This is a genomic window from Nibribacter koreensis (genome assembly GCF_039541795.1).
Lineage (GTDB): Bacteria > Bacteroidota > Bacteroidia > Cytophagales > Hymenobacteraceae > Nibribacter > Nibribacter koreensis.
Window position 1 is genome coordinate 1,381,668 of the sequence record NZ_BAABGX010000001.1, and the last position, 15,039, is coordinate 1,396,706.

Annotated in this window: 14 protein-coding genes; 10 read left to right on the forward strand and 4 right to left on the reverse strand. The window is 48.8% G+C overall.

The features are described 5' to 3' along the window. Window positions 1-181 precede the first annotated feature (181 nt). The 8 genes from ABD880_RS05945 (at window position 182) to ABD880_RS05980 (ending at window position 6,831) form a co-directional block, all read left to right on the forward strand. Window positions 182-772 (forward strand): HD domain-containing protein, encoded by a 591-nt coding sequence (locus ABD880_RS05945; protein ID WP_345163526.1) that lies wholly within the window; start codon window positions 182-184, stop codon window positions 770-772. Between the two features lie 61 nt (window positions 773-833). Beyond that, entirely contained in the window at window positions 834-1,916 is a 1,083-nt protein-coding gene (locus tag ABD880_RS05950; protein ID WP_345163528.1) for an ankyrin repeat domain-containing protein, read from the forward strand. A gap of 119 nt (window positions 1,917-2,035) precedes the next feature. Further along, window positions 2,036-2,407, forward strand: coding sequence for a VOC family protein (locus ABD880_RS05955; RefSeq protein ID WP_345163531.1), 372 nt, complete (start codon window positions 2,036-2,038; stop codon window positions 2,405-2,407). 175 nt (window positions 2,408-2,582) lie between these two features. Beyond that, complete coding sequence (locus ABD880_RS05960) at window positions 2,583-3,173, forward strand: hypothetical protein (RefSeq protein ID WP_345163535.1); 591 nt, start codon at window positions 2,583-2,585, stop codon at window positions 3,171-3,173. Between the two features lie 216 nt (window positions 3,174-3,389). Continuing rightward, window positions 3,390-3,926: a DUF2975 domain-containing protein gene (locus ABD880_RS05965; protein WP_345163538.1), complete on the forward strand. Its 537-nt coding sequence runs from the start codon at window positions 3,390-3,392 to the stop codon at window positions 3,924-3,926. A 2-nt stretch (window positions 3,927-3,928) separates the two neighbouring features. Then, window positions 3,929-4,144: a helix-turn-helix domain-containing protein gene (locus tag ABD880_RS05970; RefSeq protein WP_345163541.1), complete on the forward strand. Its 216-nt coding sequence runs from the start codon at window positions 3,929-3,931 to the stop codon at window positions 4,142-4,144. 320 nt (window positions 4,145-4,464) lie between these two features. Beyond that, window positions 4,465-5,436, forward strand: coding sequence for an alpha/beta fold hydrolase (locus tag ABD880_RS05975; protein ID WP_345163543.1), 972 nt, complete (start codon window positions 4,465-4,467; stop codon window positions 5,434-5,436). Window positions 5,437-5,622: 186 nt separating this feature from the next. Next, on the forward strand, window positions 5,623-6,831 hold the full coding sequence (locus tag ABD880_RS05980; protein WP_345163546.1) for a phosphoglycerate kinase: 1,209 nt from the start codon (window positions 5,623-5,625) through the stop codon (window positions 6,829-6,831). Window positions 6,832-7,329: 498 nt separating this feature from the next. Here ABD880_RS05980 and ABD880_RS05985 read toward each other — a convergent pair whose 3' ends face one another. Together ABD880_RS05985 and ABD880_RS05990 are read right to left on the reverse strand one after the other, a co-directional pair. Next, window positions 7,330-9,240, reverse strand: a complete 1,911-nt coding sequence (locus ABD880_RS05985) for a RecQ family ATP-dependent DNA helicase (protein ID WP_345163549.1) — start codon at window positions 9,238-9,240, stop codon at window positions 7,330-7,332. A 580-nt stretch (window positions 9,241-9,820) separates the two neighbouring features. Next, window positions 9,821-10,642, reverse strand: a complete 822-nt coding sequence (locus ABD880_RS05990; RefSeq protein WP_345163553.1) for a dihydrolipoyllysine-residue succinyltransferase component of 2-oxoglutarate dehydrogenase complex — start codon at window positions 10,640-10,642, stop codon at window positions 9,821-9,823. A gap of 290 nt (window positions 10,643-10,932) precedes the next feature. Here ABD880_RS05990 and ABD880_RS05995 point away from each other — a divergent pair, with 290 nt between their 5' ends. Next, a complete protein-coding gene (locus ABD880_RS05995; RefSeq protein WP_345163556.1) occupies window positions 10,933-11,280 on the forward strand; it encodes an endonuclease domain-containing protein in 348 nt (115 codons plus the stop codon). A 243-nt stretch (window positions 11,281-11,523) separates the two neighbouring features. Here ABD880_RS05995 and ABD880_RS06000 read toward each other — a convergent pair whose 3' ends face one another. Both ABD880_RS06000 and ABD880_RS06005 read right to left on the reverse strand, forming a co-directional pair. After that, window positions 11,524-12,225, reverse strand: coding sequence for an ABC transporter ATP-binding protein (locus tag ABD880_RS06000; protein ID WP_345163559.1), 702 nt, complete (start codon window positions 12,223-12,225; stop codon window positions 11,524-11,526). A gap of 175 nt (window positions 12,226-12,400) precedes the next feature. Then, on the reverse strand, window positions 12,401-13,459 hold the full coding sequence (locus tag ABD880_RS06005; protein WP_345163562.1) for a DUF6687 family protein: 1,059 nt from the start codon (window positions 13,457-13,459) through the stop codon (window positions 12,401-12,403). Window positions 13,460-13,729: 270 nt separating this feature from the next. On the opposite strand from ABD880_RS06005, the gene sucC reads away from it, so the two are divergent. Further along, window positions 13,730-14,926, forward strand: coding sequence for an ADP-forming succinate--CoA ligase subunit beta (gene sucC / locus ABD880_RS06010; RefSeq protein WP_345163565.1), 1,197 nt, complete (start codon window positions 13,730-13,732; stop codon window positions 14,924-14,926). The last annotated feature ends 113 nt before the right edge of the window (window positions 14,927-15,039 follow it).

The window sequence follows — 15,039 nt, forward strand, 5'->3', positions numbered from 1 at the left end:
GCGAGTTAAAAGCAAAGAACCGCTAGTAAAGTATTACCAAAAGCGAGTCTGACGCAAAGCTATGGGGCTAACGAAGGTAATTCAATATTGATAATTCTATTAACCGTTAACTTGGCTGACACCCGTCGCTTTTACAATGCCGTTTCGCCATATACATTACAGTCATTTTTAAGGTTTTATAATGCTAAACGAGAGATTACTGAAACAGATTGAGTTTATCAAAGAGATAGACAATGTCAAGTACATCCAGCGCAAAACAAAGCTCTTTAACAGTGACCGGAACGAGAACGACGCAGAGCACAGCTGGCATTTGGCACTCATGGTTCTAGTGCTGACTGAGCATTCCAACCAACCAATAGATGTGCTCAAGGTCCTGAAAATGGTGTTGATACATGACATCGTGGAGATTGATGCTAGGGACACATTCATTTATGACACCCAGAAAAGTCATTCCAATACAGAGGAGGAGCGGCTGGCGGCCAACCGCATTTTCGGGATGTTGCCCAAAGAGCAGGCAGATGAATTTATTGCCATATGGGAGGAGTTTGAGGCCGGTGAAACGCATGAGGCGAAGTTTGCCAGAGCCATGGACCGTTTAGCGCCTTTGCTTCAGAACACCTCCAATAACGGCGGCACCTGGCAAGAGTTCGGGGTTAAATATTCTAAAGTGTATGAGAAGAAGAGCGTCATCAAGGAGGGCTCAGACACCATTTGGAACTTCGCCGAAGGCCTGATTAATGAAAGCGTAGAAATTGGCATTTTGAAGAAATAATTAGCTTATTCTGCTCTTACATCATTTTAATTTTATAATCAAAAAATCATATATTTCCTTCATGAAAACGACATGGGGAATTCTAATCCTTTGCGCTGCCTTGTGCACCACGCTACCACTCTACGCTCAAACGGGGCCTTGGGCTAAGTATGACCAGGAGTTAAAAGACGGCGCCCTGTACCGCGAAGCCAGCCAAGGCAACTTAGAGGAGGTGAAAAGCATTGTGGCCGGGGGCGGCAACATCCATTATCTTGCTCCGCAAACCAAGTCCACCATCTTAATGGCCGCCGCCGGGAGCGGGAAGATTGAGGTTGTAAAGTATTTGCTAGACCAGGGCGCAGACCCCTCCTTAAAAGACTGGTGGAACTATACTGCCCTAGACAAAGCCCGCTCTGTGGGCGCCAAGGATATTGAAGCCCTGCTTCAGGCAAAGATGGCAGGCAAGCAGCCTTCCCCGGTGGTTGAGCCCAAACCCCAGCCTGATAAACCAAAAGAAGACACGGCCGTTCCAGCTCCAAAACCGCAGCCCAAACCAGCCCCTACACCTTTGGCACCAAACAAATGGCCTATGTTTGGTTCTTATGCCGTGGGCGACTCTATCCTGTATTGGGTGCCTACGGGCTGGCGACGCGGCGTGGTGGCAGAAGTGGGCGTAAAAGAGGCCACCGGCAGGGTTTCTGTAGACTACTCCCACAAAAAATATTTGATTGATCCAGACGCCTACGCCTTAGGGAACGACTGGTACGAATGGAGCGGTGTGGTAACGCTGCAACGAAAGCCATTCTGGACCAATTGGTTTATAGGTGATTGGCAGTTAGGCGAAGTACAGGCCCACAGCAATGAAGTAAAAGGCAATAAAGAAACAGACACCTACTATCTCCATAAAGCCTCAGAAAAGCTACAGGTGTTTGCCAACAAGACTTACCGCTGGCAATTGACGGATGGGAAAGTAGTCACCGGCAAATGGAAATCCATCCCTAATGAGCCGGGCATTGTGCTACTGAAAGCCTTCCGTGGGTTTGACTGGACACTGCGTAATTTAACAGGCGTGCATGACTGGTCTATCCGGAAACTGGATAAGATTAACCTCAAACCGAATGCCCAGGTCATGTCCATCAACGGCCAACGAAAATCTACAGAGTAGTAGGGTTTTGTTGCCCATGTTTGCCCTAAAGAGAAGTTGTAAGAGGGTATTTTAAAACTCCGTCCAAATCCCGTTCACTAGCAGTCTTACCAGTAAAGCCACAAGAAAAATAAATCGATATGAAACTAGGAGCCTTCTCTGTTAGCCTGAATGTTAAAGACCTACAAACCTCTAAGCAGTTCTATGAAAACTTAGGGTTTTCTGTTTTTGCGGGCGGCATGCCGCAGAACTACCTCATCATGAAAAACGGGAACGCGCTCATCGGGCTGTTCCAGGGCATGTTTCAAGGCAACATTTTAACCTTCAACCCCGGTTGGGATGAGAATGCCCAAAATTTAGAATCGTTTGAAGATGTGCGCCAGATTCAGCAAAAATTAAAGAGCGCCGGCCTTGACTTATTAAGTGAAGCCGATGAAAACGCTTCGGGCCCTGCCAGCCTCATGCTCCAAGACCCTGACGGAAACATGATTTTACTGGACCAGCACCGGTAATTTTTTTCATTATCTGCCAAGTGGTTATTATCTACAGCATAGGCATAGCAGTACCACAAAAGTTTAATCTTTGTCCTGCCAAAAGGATTGACTGGATGAAAGAAAACCCTTTATTTTGCTTTCCCCCGCCCTGCTTACAGAATACAAAACCCAACTCTTTTCACACCTAAACCCGATGAAAAAACTTTTACTCATCCCAGTTCTACTTGTAGTAGCACTCAGCACTGCTTTTGCCCAAACCTCTAGTGACTCTACGGTCACAAAGCCCTACCTACCGGTACGTTTCCTGGTGGGTGCCTCTTTTGAGTTTGGCGGCGACAAGGTAGCTGAGGTACAGTTTACCAACGGCGAGTCGCAGTCTATTCCAGCCGGACAAGGCGTTTCCATCCATGCCGGGGGCCAGTTTCAATTCCCAAAGCTGGACAAGTTTTTGTTGCGCGCCACCGTGGGATTTAAATACGTGACCACCCAGGCAGACAATGCGCACATACGCCTAAGCCGTATTCCCTTGCATCTAACCGCTAACTTCATGGCCACTGACAAGATACGCCTGGGTGCGGGACTAGCCTCTCATCAAAGCATCACCTTTAAGACAGACGGCATTGGCCAGGACTTTGAGTTAAAGGGATCTACCGGTGCTATATTTGAAGTGGCATACAGCTTTATTGGCGTGTCTTACACCGCCATGACCTACAAAGACAAGTACAGCAACTCTTACTCGGCCAACAACATAGGCATAACTTTCTCTGGCGTGTTCCCCAAGTAATAACTGCCACTTACTAGTTTAATCTCAAAAGAAGAAGCCGTTTTTAGCCTGATTTCTAGAAATCAGGCTAAAAACGGCTTCTTCTTTTAAACACTTGTTCAACTAAACATTCTTCTTCATGGTTACATTTTTAATATCAGGTTAATTTTCAATACATTTTTATTGTTTTACAATAAATTTTTATTACTTTGGATCATTAATCAAACAAATACAGCCATGTCAGAAACTAAAACTTACCTTTTCACTGGCCTGCAGATTGTGGCCTGGATCATCTTTGTGGGCTTGTGCATTGAAGCCGGCGCCTTGCTTGTAAATTTTGTATTTAGTCTTATCAAACCAGAATTCGTCCAGAACCTATATCAGAAGTTAGACTTATCCTTAGTGTATACCCGCAGTAAGTGGGCTTACTTTTCTATGTACAGTTTTATCTTAGTGATTGCCTTTCTCAAGGCCTATCTGTTTTATGTGGTGGTGATGCTGGTAACCAAGCTTGACTTGGCTAAACCCTTCAACGGCCTGGTGGCGGGCCAGATTAATCAGATTAGTTACTACACTTTTTCTATTGGCTTAGTGAGTTACATTGCCAGAGAATCGGCTCAAAACCTGGCAAACCGCGGCTACGTGATGGACAACCTAAACTCATTCTGGGCAGACAGCCAAGCGTTTATTTTAATGGCGGCCGTCCTGTACATCATTGCCAGCATCTTCCAAAAGGGGGTTGACCTGCAGCATGAGAACGACCTGACCGTATAGCCATGCCCATAATTGTAAACCTGGATGTGATGATGGCCAAGCGCAAGATGTCCTTGAATGAGCTCTCTGAGAAAGTAGACCTGACGCTTTCTAACCTTTCTATTTTAAAAACCGGCAAAGCCAAGGCCGTTAGGTTCTCTACCCTAGAGGCCATTTGCAAAGCCCTGGATTGCCAGCCCGGTGACCTGCTAGAATACGCCCCAGAACAAGCTGAGTAATCCTTGAGTCTTGTAGTATGTAGTGATTGATTTTGAATACAGGCGATGGTTGAAGTAAGCTAGTTGCTTGTCAAAGCAGAAATTGCATTCCATTCGCCAGTATTCGTTTTTGGGCTATTTTTCTAAAAGAAAGCCAAAAACGAAAAGAAAGAAGAGAATGGAAAACCTGCTTCTTTAAATATTTCGTTTTAAATATATTTGAAGCATCCTTAGTTGCTTTCCATGAATGTATCTTAATAGCACTAGGCATGCCTGGTACTACCGCTGTTCAGGCTAGTCTATAGCACACGTTTTCTAAAACTCTTCTCACCCTGTCTGTCATGAAGAATTTTCTTTTCAGCCTTTTACTCCTGTCATTTGCCCTGTCTTGCACGCGGCCAAACACCCTCAGCCAAGAAGCATCTGCCACCAATAGGCTACAGGACGGCGAACGCCTTATCACGCTCAACGGCATCAAGCACTGGGTGAAGGTGAAAGGCAGCCAGCACCAAACCACGCCCATTGTCTTAGTGCACGGCGGGCCGGGCGGCAACCACTATGTCTTTGAACGCACTGCTGGGCCAGAACTAGAAAAATTTGCCACCGTCATCTACTATGAGCAAAGAGGCTCCGGCAGAAGCCAGGCCCCCAGCAACCCAGAAGACTACGCCTTGCCCACCCTCATCAGTGATTTAAGAGCCTTGCAAGACTCCCTAGGCACTCCCAAGATCACCTTGCTGGGCTACTCCTTCGGGGCAGAGCTGTCTTTGCGCTATGCCATTGCTCATCCAGATAAGGTAGAAAAGCTAATCCTCTCCTCTCCCGCCGAACTCTCTCCTGCCAACATGCTGGTGCAAATACAAGGTTTCTATTCCATTGGCGACGCACCGCTCAGGTCTGGCATTGAGAAGGTCTTGAAAGACACCACCAGCCTCACCCAAAAATACAACCGCGTTTGGGGCTTGGCCAATGTAGCCACCGTAGACAAGTTCTTGTTTGTAGACGCGGCAAAAGCCCAATTCAACCGACAGCTTTGGCAGGAAAGCAAGCTCACCAACACCGGGCTCATGGCCAAAGTCTACCTGCAAAACAACAAGGCAGATTTATTGGAGCTGGCCAAAAACCATCCAACGCCTACCTTGCTCATTAGTGGTCTGCATGACAAAAACGGCGGCTTGCACACGGCCTTGGGGTTAAAGCAAATCCTGCCCAACAGCCAGCATAAGCTCTATGAGCAAAGCGCCCATTTTCCAGACATTGAAGAACCCAACCGCTATGCCCAGGACGTGAAAGCCTTTGTGCAAGCCAAGTAATTTTACCTCCTGGCACCAATCCGTTTTTGGCCTGTTTTCTGGGAAACAGGCCAAAAACGGATTTTCTTTTCTCCTGTTCCGGGCTTCAGGCTTCGTGTTCAAGGGGATCAAAATAGAATTACTATATTTGCTTTGCACCTGTTTCAGGTCTATTTGCGTAGCAAGAACCTAACCTTCACTGAGACTATGATAACCATTGACCAATACAACTTCCAGGGCAAGCGTGCGCTGGTGCGTGTAGACTTCAACGTGCCGTTGAACAGCAACTTTGAGATCACAGATGACACCCGCATTAGAGCGGCCGTGCCTACCATCAGAAAAATCTTAAACGACGGCGGTTCTGTGGTTTTGATGTCGCACCTGGGCAGACCCAAAGGAGGCCCTGAGGAGAAGTATTCTCTAAAACACCTGGTGCAACCGCTGGAGGACATTTTCCAGACCCAGGTCAAGTTCTCTAGAGACAGCATTGGTTCTGAGGCCGTAGAAATGGCCAACGACCTCCAGCCCGGCGAAATCCTGTTGCTGGAGAATCTGCGCTTTCACAAAGAAGAAGAGTCGGGCAACCAGATTTTCGCTGAGAAATTGAGTTTGTTGGGAGACGTTTATGTGAACGACGCCTTCGGGACGGCTCACCGCGCCCACGCCTCTACCTCCATTGTAGCCGATTATTTCCCGCATGACAAAGTATGCGGTTCTGTGATGCAGGCTGAATTAGAGAACGCCCAGAAAGTATTAAGCTACGCCGACAGACCTTACACGGCTATCATGGGCGGTGCTAAAATCTCAGACAAAATTCTGGTGATTGAGCAGTTGCTGGACAAGGTAGACAACCTGATCATTGGCGGCGGCATGAGCTATACCTTTGCAAAAGCCCAGGGCGGTCACATTGGCAACTCCTTGCTGGAGGCTGATAAAATGGACTTGACCACAGAACTTTTGAGAAAGGCCGAAGAAAAAGGCGTAAAGATTTACCTGCCCACGGACTCTATCATTGCCGATGCCTTTGACAACAATGCCAACACAGACGCAGTGGCCAGCCACGCCATTCCGGACGGTTGGATGGGCTTGGACATTGGACCAGAAAGCCAGGCTACCTTCTCTGAGGTGATTCGTAACTCAAAGACTATTCTTTGGAACGGCCCTATGGGCGTGTTTGAGATGCCCAACTTTGCCGGTGGCACCAAAGCCATTGCCGAGGCCGTGGTGGAAGCCACCAAAAACGGCGCGTACTCGCTCATCGGCGGAGGAGACTCAGCCGCAGCGGTAGCCCAAATGGGCCACACGCAGGATGTTTCCTACGTCTCTACCGGCGGTGGCGCTTTGCTGGAGTACATGGAAGGCAAACAACTGCCCGGCGTGCTCGCGCTGCAATTAGAAGAAACTCCATTAGACTAATCATTAATTAGTTTGTAAAACAGAAGCGGCGGCTCCACTTTAGGAGCCGCCGCTTCTGTTTTTTGGCTGTTTTCTAAGAATCAGGCTAAAAACGACTATGGTGTCAATTGATTCATCTGTTGGTGTAAACACCCCCCTTAGTGCTACGCTCGGTGCCTCAAACTCTCGTTTGGGCAACCCTCAAGGGGGACTCTGCGGTTAGTAGAAGCCTTTGCTACGTGCACCTGATCCAGTCTTTCCGTCGAGTCGCCTAAGCAGGTTGCCGCCTCTGACCCGACAGCGGTCACGATAAAGCATTGTTAGTTAAGTAAGCAAGGAAGTAGCCATGCAAAGGAGGCAAGCTGGTACAGCGCGAGGCGGGAAGACGGGGCCCCGCGGCCGCGAGCGCTGGGCGGCAGCAATGCAACAAGGCGGCATAAGGGCACCGAAGCAAGCAGTCTTTCTCAGGAGCAGCCAAATGCGTGCACAACGTCAAAAACACAACCTCCCCAGAAACACTTACTTCAACCGCTCCAGATTCCCCTCAGGGGTATACTGCACCAGTTGATTCTCCAACATCTCCTGCAACAAGTCGCCCAGCAACTCCTGTTCAGAGGAGCTGAAGTGCGTGGCAATAGACTTAGGATGCAAGGGCATTTCTTTGAGATGGCTCAACACCTTGGCTTCTAAATGCAGTTTGTTTTCCTCTAACCGCTGTTTCTTTTTTTGCGCCAGGCAATAGTCACAGATGCGGCAGTTCTCTTGGCTTTCCTCCCCGAAGTACTTTAATATCTGCTGCGTTCTACATTGCTTGGCATTTTCTATGAAGGCAATCACCGATTTGGCTTTGGACAGCGCCTGGTCTCTAAATTGATTTAAGCGTTTTTGGTCCAATGGCATTTTAGCGGCATCTGCTCTTGGCAATATAAACTGCACCTGCGGACCGTCGTGCTGGGCCTCATATACCAAGACCTGGCGCTGGTGCAAGTGTTGCAATTGTTGTCTTACGGTTTTCTCTGGTAACTCCAGATGCTTGGCCAGGCCAGCCTCAGATATTTTCACGAAGTCGCGGTACATTTCGCCGCCGTACAGGCGCAACAGGCCTTTGATGACTGGCTCCAGCGTCTCGTTCATGATCTGAAACTCATATAAGGCCGTATGTTCCAGCAAGAAGAATACCTTGGAAGGACTATAGAAGCCTTCGTTCAAGACCAATAATCCTTCTGACTCTAGTTGCTTTAAGGAATGGTGTACCTCTGCAGCAGACAGCTGGTAGGTTCGGCAGAACTCGGCTATGTCAAAGTCGAAGGATTGGAAGGCGCCGCTGCCCGTGGCCAGTTGGTAGAAATTGGCTAAGGCCTGGTACACGCGGTTTAAGGTCTCCATGGGTGGATAGGCCTCAGTAGTTTTCTTGAGGAGCAGAGACGTGTCCTCAGGGCCCAATAAGACGGTGGCGTAGCTATACTTGCCATCCCGCCCTGCCCTACCAGCTTCTTGGTAATAAGCTTCCAAAGAATCAGGTAAATCCAAGTGTACTACCAAACGTACATCGGGCTTATCAATCCCCATCCCGAAGGCATTGGTGGCCACAATCACGCGCACTCTATCTTGAATCCAATCGGTTTGGGCAGTGGTACGCGCCTGATGCGGCAAACCGGCGTGGTAGGCGGCGGCTTTGATGCCTTGGCGCTGTAGCCAGTCGGCCAGCTCCTGCGTGCGACGGCGGTTGCGCACATAGATGATGGCCGTGCCTGTCATTTTCTGCAGAATCTCGCGCATTCTGGCTTCTTTGTCCTCCACGGCCAGCACAGAATACGACAGGTTCTTGCGCGCAAAGCTCTGCTGAAAAACATTCTCTTTTTTGAAGGCCAACTTCTCCTGAATGTCAGCCTTTACTACAGTGGTGGCCGAAGCAGTCAGAGCTAAAATGGGCACCTGCGGCAGGATGTCTCGTAGCTTTGCAATCTCCAAGTACGGCGGCCGGAAGTCATACCCCCACTGCGAAATACAGTGCGCCTCGTCCACGGCCAGCAGGCAGACGTTCATGCGCTTGATCCGCTCCAGAAACAGCTCGGTCTGCAAGCGCTCCGGCGACACGTACAGAAACTTTACGGCGCCAAACACGCAGTTGTCCAGAATCATGTCAATCTCACGCTTAGCCATACCGGTATGGAGTGCGGCAGCGGCAATGCCCCGTTTGCGCAGATTCTCTACCTGGTCCTTCATGAGCGCAATCAAGGGAGATACCACCAAGCACACGCCCTCCTGCGCCAGCGCCGGAACCTGAAAACAAATGGATTTTCCACCGCCGGTGGGCAGGATGGCAAGCGTATCTTGTCCGGCTAAGACCGAAGCGATGATGTCTTCCTGCCCCGGCCTGAAAGCGTCATAGCCCCAGTATTGCTGTAAGATGTGGTGAAGGTCTGTCATAGCCATGTCAAAGCTACAACTTTGAAGTTTGGAGGTCAAGCCAATTTGAGTCCTGAGTCGCGAGTCCCGGGTCCTGAATCATTTGCCCTGCCACCGCGCCAGCGCACAAACGCATTGCAACGTCTCCACCAGCACCCGCCTGACGACCGACCTTGCGCAGGGCAGCCTTGGCTGTGTGCCCGGAGCATGGGTAGGGACCGAGTAATGGCCTATCACCTGCCAGAGGCGCAAGCCCACTATGAAACAGATAGCATTTGCCAAGTGCACAATCCGAAGAAAAGCTGTCTGAGCGGCAGCGAGTTTCTTTTCTTCTTGATTCTTTTGGTTAGGTTGAACATCAAGGAGAAAAGTGACAAACCGGGGCAGAAAGTAAATAAAGAAATGTTAGGTAAGAATGGATTGGGTGGCAGAAAGAATAAATCACATAGAGCAAGTCATCCCCCTACCCCCTTCAAAGGGGGACGAAGAAGCTCCTTTCTTCTAAATCATTTTTAGCCTAAAATCTCCAAAATAGCCTAAAAACAGAAAACCCGACCAAGGGCCGGGTTTTCAAGTATCATTCATTCACTCAAGTAATAACTTACGCAGCAGCAGATTGTTCGTGCTCACGGTCTTCAATTACTTTCTTCAACTTCTGGATAGACTGCTTGGCGCGTTCTTCGTCCAGTTTGTTGATGTTCAAGAGCATTTTAGTTTTCTCTTGACGCGTAATCACCGGGTTGTTGAGCAAACGGATAATCTCCTCTTTCTGCTTGGCTGTAGCGTACTTCACGGCTGGGGCGTCTTCTGCCGTTTCTGGCGTAGACGCGACTGGCGCTGGGGCAGTAGCTTCAGCTTCTACCGGCACGGCTTTCATGGTCTTGGCAGGCGCGGCCGGTCTGGCTTGCTCTACTTTCGCCTCTTGCACGTTACCTTGGTAGTCCATCTCCTCGGCTGGGGTAGGCTCATAGCCAGCGGCTCTAATGATCCAAGCCAAAATGTTTCTATAAGCCTTCCCAATAGCTCTAGTCTGGGCCATGGACGCGATAGCATACTCTTGATAGTACTTGCGGCCTTGCTCTTTGTTAGAGCAGATGGCAAACCCCGCCCCTACTACTTGCTCAGTGCGCAGGTTTAATAAGTTTACCTTGGCCAGGTACTTAATCTCGGCGCTGTCGCTCATGCTGGTCAACTCCTCTACTATAGGCAAAATGCCCAAGCGAGAACCCGCATACTGCCAGCCTTCCACGTTCACGTATTCCTTCCCTTGGATATTTTGATATAGTCTGTTCTCTTTGATGAACTTCGCTAAATCAATCGCCAAGTGCATTGTTTCGTCAGAACGAGAGATGTCATAGCTCTCTATTTTGTTCTTCTTCACCACTTTTTCTTCGTTGGCAACCTGATTCACTTTTGTCTGCATTTTCTCTTTAGTTTCAGTTCAGAATAATAACAGACCTACCTAGGGAATAGTGCATTTTTATTTCACTTTTAATACAAATAATAGCATTGATAATCAGGTAGTTACGAGTGTTTGCTAAATTATTTTTAGCAAACCATAAATCGCTGTTTAATAGCGAGTTACCGAAAATCATAGTCAACCTAGTCTTGTGCTAAAAGATCTAAGAATGTATTCCCCCTCATCCTAACCTTCTCCCTCAGGGAGAAGGGACTTTGGGTTTACTTATGCAAGGCTGATTCGTAAGAAAGAGCATGGATTCCAGGAATTTCAGAAAAGAACTGAGAAGGACTGCGACGGCGTCTGAGGTGATTCTATGGCAGGGCTTAAGGGATAGAAAACTTAAGAATAGAAAGTTTAGGAGGCAGCATGGCATTGGCCCTTATATCGTGGATTTCTATTGCCAGGAGGAAAAGCTAGTGGTTGAAGTGGATGGAAGTAGCCATGACAATATTGGCACGCTTCAAGCCGATGAAACACGTGATAGATGGTTAAGCGAGCATGGCTACACAATACTCCGCTTCTCTAATGAGGAGGTTTACAAGAATGTGGAACGCGTGCTTTGGGCAATTGAAGATGCATTCTCTTCTGGCAATGTTTAACCAGAACTTAAAGCTTCTTTAAGCTAATTTGTTGCAAAACAGCAAGGCGCAGTCCCTTCTCCCTGAGGGAGAAGGTTAGGATGAGGGGGAAATGGTGATTCTAGCAAAAGCCAACCCTCTTCAAATTATCCCCTCACCCTAGCCCTCTCCCAGAGGGAGAGGGAATAGAGAAAGCCCGTTTTTGGCCTACTTTCTGGAAAGCAGGCCAAAAACGGGCCGAGGCGCCTGGCAACAAAATATAGCTTATAAGGTCTCCTCAGAGGCTTCTTCTGGCTGGAGCAAGTAGCCGTCCTTCATGGTGAGTTTGCGGTCAGCCATGTCTGCCAGAACCGGGTTGTGGGTGACAATGACGAAGGTCTGTCCTAGTTCCTCGCGCAGCTTGAAAAAGATGTGGTGTAGCTCGTCAGCGTTCTTGGAGTCCAGGTTACCAGAAGGCTCATCGGCGAAAATCAACTTGGGAGAGTTAATTAAGGCGCGTGCCACGGCAGTGCGTTGTTGTTCGCCTCCAGACATCTCAGATGGCTTATGGTCCAGGCGTTCGGCCAGGTTGAGCATCTCTAACAATTCTTTAGCGCGCTGCTCTACCTCCTTCTCTGGTCTATTGGCCAGGAAACCCGGCAGGCACACATTCTCCAGTGCGGTGAACTCAGGCAACAGGTTATGGAATTGGAAGATGAACCCGATGTTCTGGTTCCGGAAACGGGCCACCTCTTTGTTGCTCAAACCCGAGATGCGCTGGCCTTGTAAATAGACCTCGCCGGCGTCTGGGGAGTCTAAGGTGCCTAACAAGTGCAACAGCGTACTTTTACCGGCCCCCGAGGCGCCGACAATAGACACTACTTCGGCATCGCCAATGGTGAGGTCAATGCCTTTGAGAACGGGCAATTTGCCATATGATTTAAACAGCCCGCGGGCCTCCAATAAAACAGGTTTCTGGTCGGTCATGTGGTACAAAACAACGCGGAAGGGTTGGCATTTGCAAATACCGCGCTTGTGTGCAAGGAAACGGAAGAAACCCCTGTGGGGTTAGTCCTGAGTTCTGAGTCTTGAGTCGCGAGTCAGAAAACGTGTACCGTTTTTGGCTTGTTTTTCAGAAATCAGGTCAAAAACGAAGGCCGGGTCAGCTTTTAGAAAAGGCTTTTACCTCAGCCCAGGTCCAATACTTTTTAGGGGATATTCCGGCAAAAACCTTCTCAAAATAATCAAGGCAAGTTTGAACGAAGAGCTCCATGGGAATGGAAGAAGAGTAAATGGGTCTGTCTGTGGGATTGCTGTAGCGCTGGGCTTTGGTGAGCTTTTCTTTCTGCAATCTAAGCAAAGGGCCCGTATCAGTGACTCCGTCCGCCGACCACGTCTGTCCACCAGATTCCAATTGGGTCAATTGAGCGGCTAATGGCTTAAGATCAGGTCTTGGCAACGTGGGGCGGCTGTGCAGGTCTACCCAGGTGGTGTACTTGCATTCCAATTCAAAGCGGTTTTGATCATAGCAGGAGATGACAATGTCATAGCCGGCGGTGGGTCCAAACAGGGCATAATAATGTACTGGGGCCGAAGTTTCTATGATAATTACTCCCAAGTCATCCCGTTTGGTAATGTGCGTAGCGGGGCTGTGGATTTGCTGATAGCCGGCAAGCACCTGTTCATATTCTGGCAACCATACTTGCTTATAGGCTTCTGTGTTTTCCAAAACCTGTGTGAAAGCCTCCAGGAAGTAGTGAAACTTGGGAATGGAGGCCACTACTTCATTCTCCTCCAAGTCCTCGGCCCCGAAGGGTGGGTAGAAACGCGCCTTTTCCTCGGCGTTTAGCCAGCAGACCAGCTTCAAAGCTTTTTCTACAAAAGGGTTGCTCAAATCCAGTTCCCTGAAATCCCCGATGACGGCTACCTGCCGAAGCGTTTCTTCGTGTTGCAAGGCCAGTTCTGGATAAAGCAAAGCCCAAACGCCTACCAGCGCGTCTATGTCAAAGTGGTTGGCGGTCACGTATTGGTACTTCTGCAAGTCTGGCCAGTTCTGTTTAAGCGCCTGCAAAACCATGCCGGCGCTGGTATCCTCCCTGAGGGACATGGGAGTGGGTGCCTCCCGCCAGTGAGATAAGACAAGGCTGTTGGAATGAAAGCTGTCCACGATTACGGCGGGGTGGTTTTTAACTTCAGGAAACGGAAGATACGAGAAAGGCATGGCGCAAAGATAGAAAAGGAGTCCTGAGTTCTGAATCTAGAGTTCTAAGTCAAAAATGCAGACATCGTTTTTGGGCTGCAATCAAGAAAACAGGCCAAAAACGAGTGGTTACTTTACTTTCAAAACCTCGCTTTCACCACTATTCCAGACTCAAGACTCGCGACTCAAGACTCAGGACTCCTTTCAAGCCTCTTTTCAAAACGGGGCCCCGTTTTGAAAAGAACCTTGAAAGCCTTACTTTCGTGCACCTAAAAACATCAACCTAACCTCATGAATATACACGAGTACCAGGCGAAAGACATTCTGAAGCGCTACGGCGTTAGAATTCAAGAAGGCATCGTGGCGGAGACCCCTGAAGAGGCGGTAGCGGCTGCCAAGCGTTTAACCGAGGAAACCGGCACTGGCTGGCACGTAATCAAAGCCCAGATTCATGCGGGCGGTCGTGGCAAAGGCGGCGGGGTGAAACTTGCCAAAAACCTGGAGCAGGTGAAAGAAATTGCCGGCCAAATCTTGGGCATGCAGTTAATCACGCACCAAACCGGTCCAGAAGGAAAGAAAGTACACAAGGTATTGGTAGCTCAGGATGTATATTATCCTGGTGACTCTGAGCCTAAAGAATATTACGTGTCTATCTTGTTAGACCGTGCCAAAGGTCAGAACGTGATCATGGCGTCTACTGAAGGCGGTATGGACATTGAAGAAGTAGCGGAGCACACGCCAGAGAAAATCTTCAAGGAGTGGATTGACCCAGCGGTTGGTCTTCGTCCGTTCCAAGCCAACAAAATTGCCTTTGCGTTCGGTTTGCAAGGCGAGGCGTTCAAAGAATTCACCAAATTCTTGACCAGCCTTTACAATGCGTACTTAGACACAGACGCATCTATGTTTGAAATCAACCCAGTGTTGAAGACCTCAGACAACAAAATCTTAGCCGTAGACGGTAAAGTAGACTTAGACGACAACGCTCTGTTCCGTCACAAAGACCTGGCTGACCTGCGCGACATCCTGGAGGAAGATCCTTTGGAAGTGGAGGCAAGCAAAAGCAACCTGAACTATGTAAAGCTGGACGGTAACGTTGGCTGTATGGTGAACGGTGCTGGTTTGGCCATGGCGACTATGGACATCATCAAGCTTTCTGGCGGTGAGCCGGCTAACTTCCTGGACGTAGGGGGTGGGGCCAACGCACAGACCGTAGAAGCTGGTTTCCGTTTGATCTTGCAAGATCCTAACGTGAAGGCCATCTTGATCAACATCTTCGGTGGTATTGTTCGTTGCGACCGTGTGGCGAATGGTGTAGTTGAGGCGTACAAGAACATTGGTACCATCAACGTTCCAATCATTGTTCGTTTGCAAGGAACCAACGCAGAAGAAGGCGCTAGAATCATTGACGAGTCTGGCTTGAAAGTATTCTCTGCCGTTCTTTTGAAAGACGCTGCTTTGAAAGTGAAAGAAGTATTGGCCAACGCCTAATACTTACTTTATACTAAACAGAAAAGGCTTCCTGGCAACGGGAAGCCTTTTTTTATATTCCTAAAGCAACCTTGAACTGTTAACTGGCATCTATGTAGAAAACGCAACATCTA

What these genes read in the sequence shown, in the direction of transcription:
- ABD880_RS05945 (WP_345163526.1), top strand. Translation starts at nt 182, where the DNA reads ATGCTAAACGAGAGATTACTGAAACAGATTGAGTTTATCAAAGAGATA.
- ABD880_RS05950 (WP_345163528.1), top strand. Translation starts at nt 834, where the DNA reads ATGAAAACGACATGGGGAATTCTAATCCTTTGCGCTGCCTTGTGCACC.
- ABD880_RS05955 (WP_345163531.1), top strand. Translation starts at nt 2,036, where the DNA reads ATGAAACTAGGAGCCTTCTCTGTTAGCCTGAATGTTAAAGACCTACAA.
- ABD880_RS05960 (WP_345163535.1), top strand. Translation starts at nt 2,583, where the DNA reads ATGAAAAAACTTTTACTCATCCCAGTTCTACTTGTAGTAGCACTCAGC.
- ABD880_RS05965 (WP_345163538.1), top strand. Translation starts at nt 3,390, where the DNA reads ATGTCAGAAACTAAAACTTACCTTTTCACTGGCCTGCAGATTGTGGCC.
- ABD880_RS05970 (WP_345163541.1), top strand. Translation starts at nt 3,929, where the DNA reads ATGCCCATAATTGTAAACCTGGATGTGATGATGGCCAAGCGCAAGATG.
- ABD880_RS05975 (WP_345163543.1), top strand. Translation starts at nt 4,465, where the DNA reads ATGAAGAATTTTCTTTTCAGCCTTTTACTCCTGTCATTTGCCCTGTCT.
- ABD880_RS05980 (WP_345163546.1), top strand. Translation starts at nt 5,623, where the DNA reads ATGATAACCATTGACCAATACAACTTCCAGGGCAAGCGTGCGCTGGTG.
- ABD880_RS05985 (WP_345163549.1), bottom strand. Translation starts at nt 9,240, where the DNA reads ATGACAGACCTTCACCACATCTTACAGCAATACTGGGGCTATGACGCT.
- ABD880_RS05990 (WP_345163553.1), bottom strand. Translation starts at nt 10,642, where the DNA reads ATGCAGACAAAAGTGAATCAGGTTGCCAACGAAGAAAAAGTGGTGAAG.
- ABD880_RS05995 (WP_345163556.1), top strand. Translation starts at nt 10,933, where the DNA reads ATGGATTCCAGGAATTTCAGAAAAGAACTGAGAAGGACTGCGACGGCG.
- ABD880_RS06000 (WP_345163559.1), bottom strand. Translation starts at nt 12,225, where the DNA reads ATGACCGACCAGAAACCTGTTTTATTGGAGGCCCGCGGGCTGTTTAAA.
- ABD880_RS06005 (WP_345163562.1), bottom strand. Translation starts at nt 13,459, where the DNA reads ATGCCTTTCTCGTATCTTCCGTTTCCTGAAGTTAAAAACCACCCCGCC.
- sucC (WP_345163565.1), top strand. Translation starts at nt 13,730, where the DNA reads ATGAATATACACGAGTACCAGGCGAAAGACATTCTGAAGCGCTACGGC.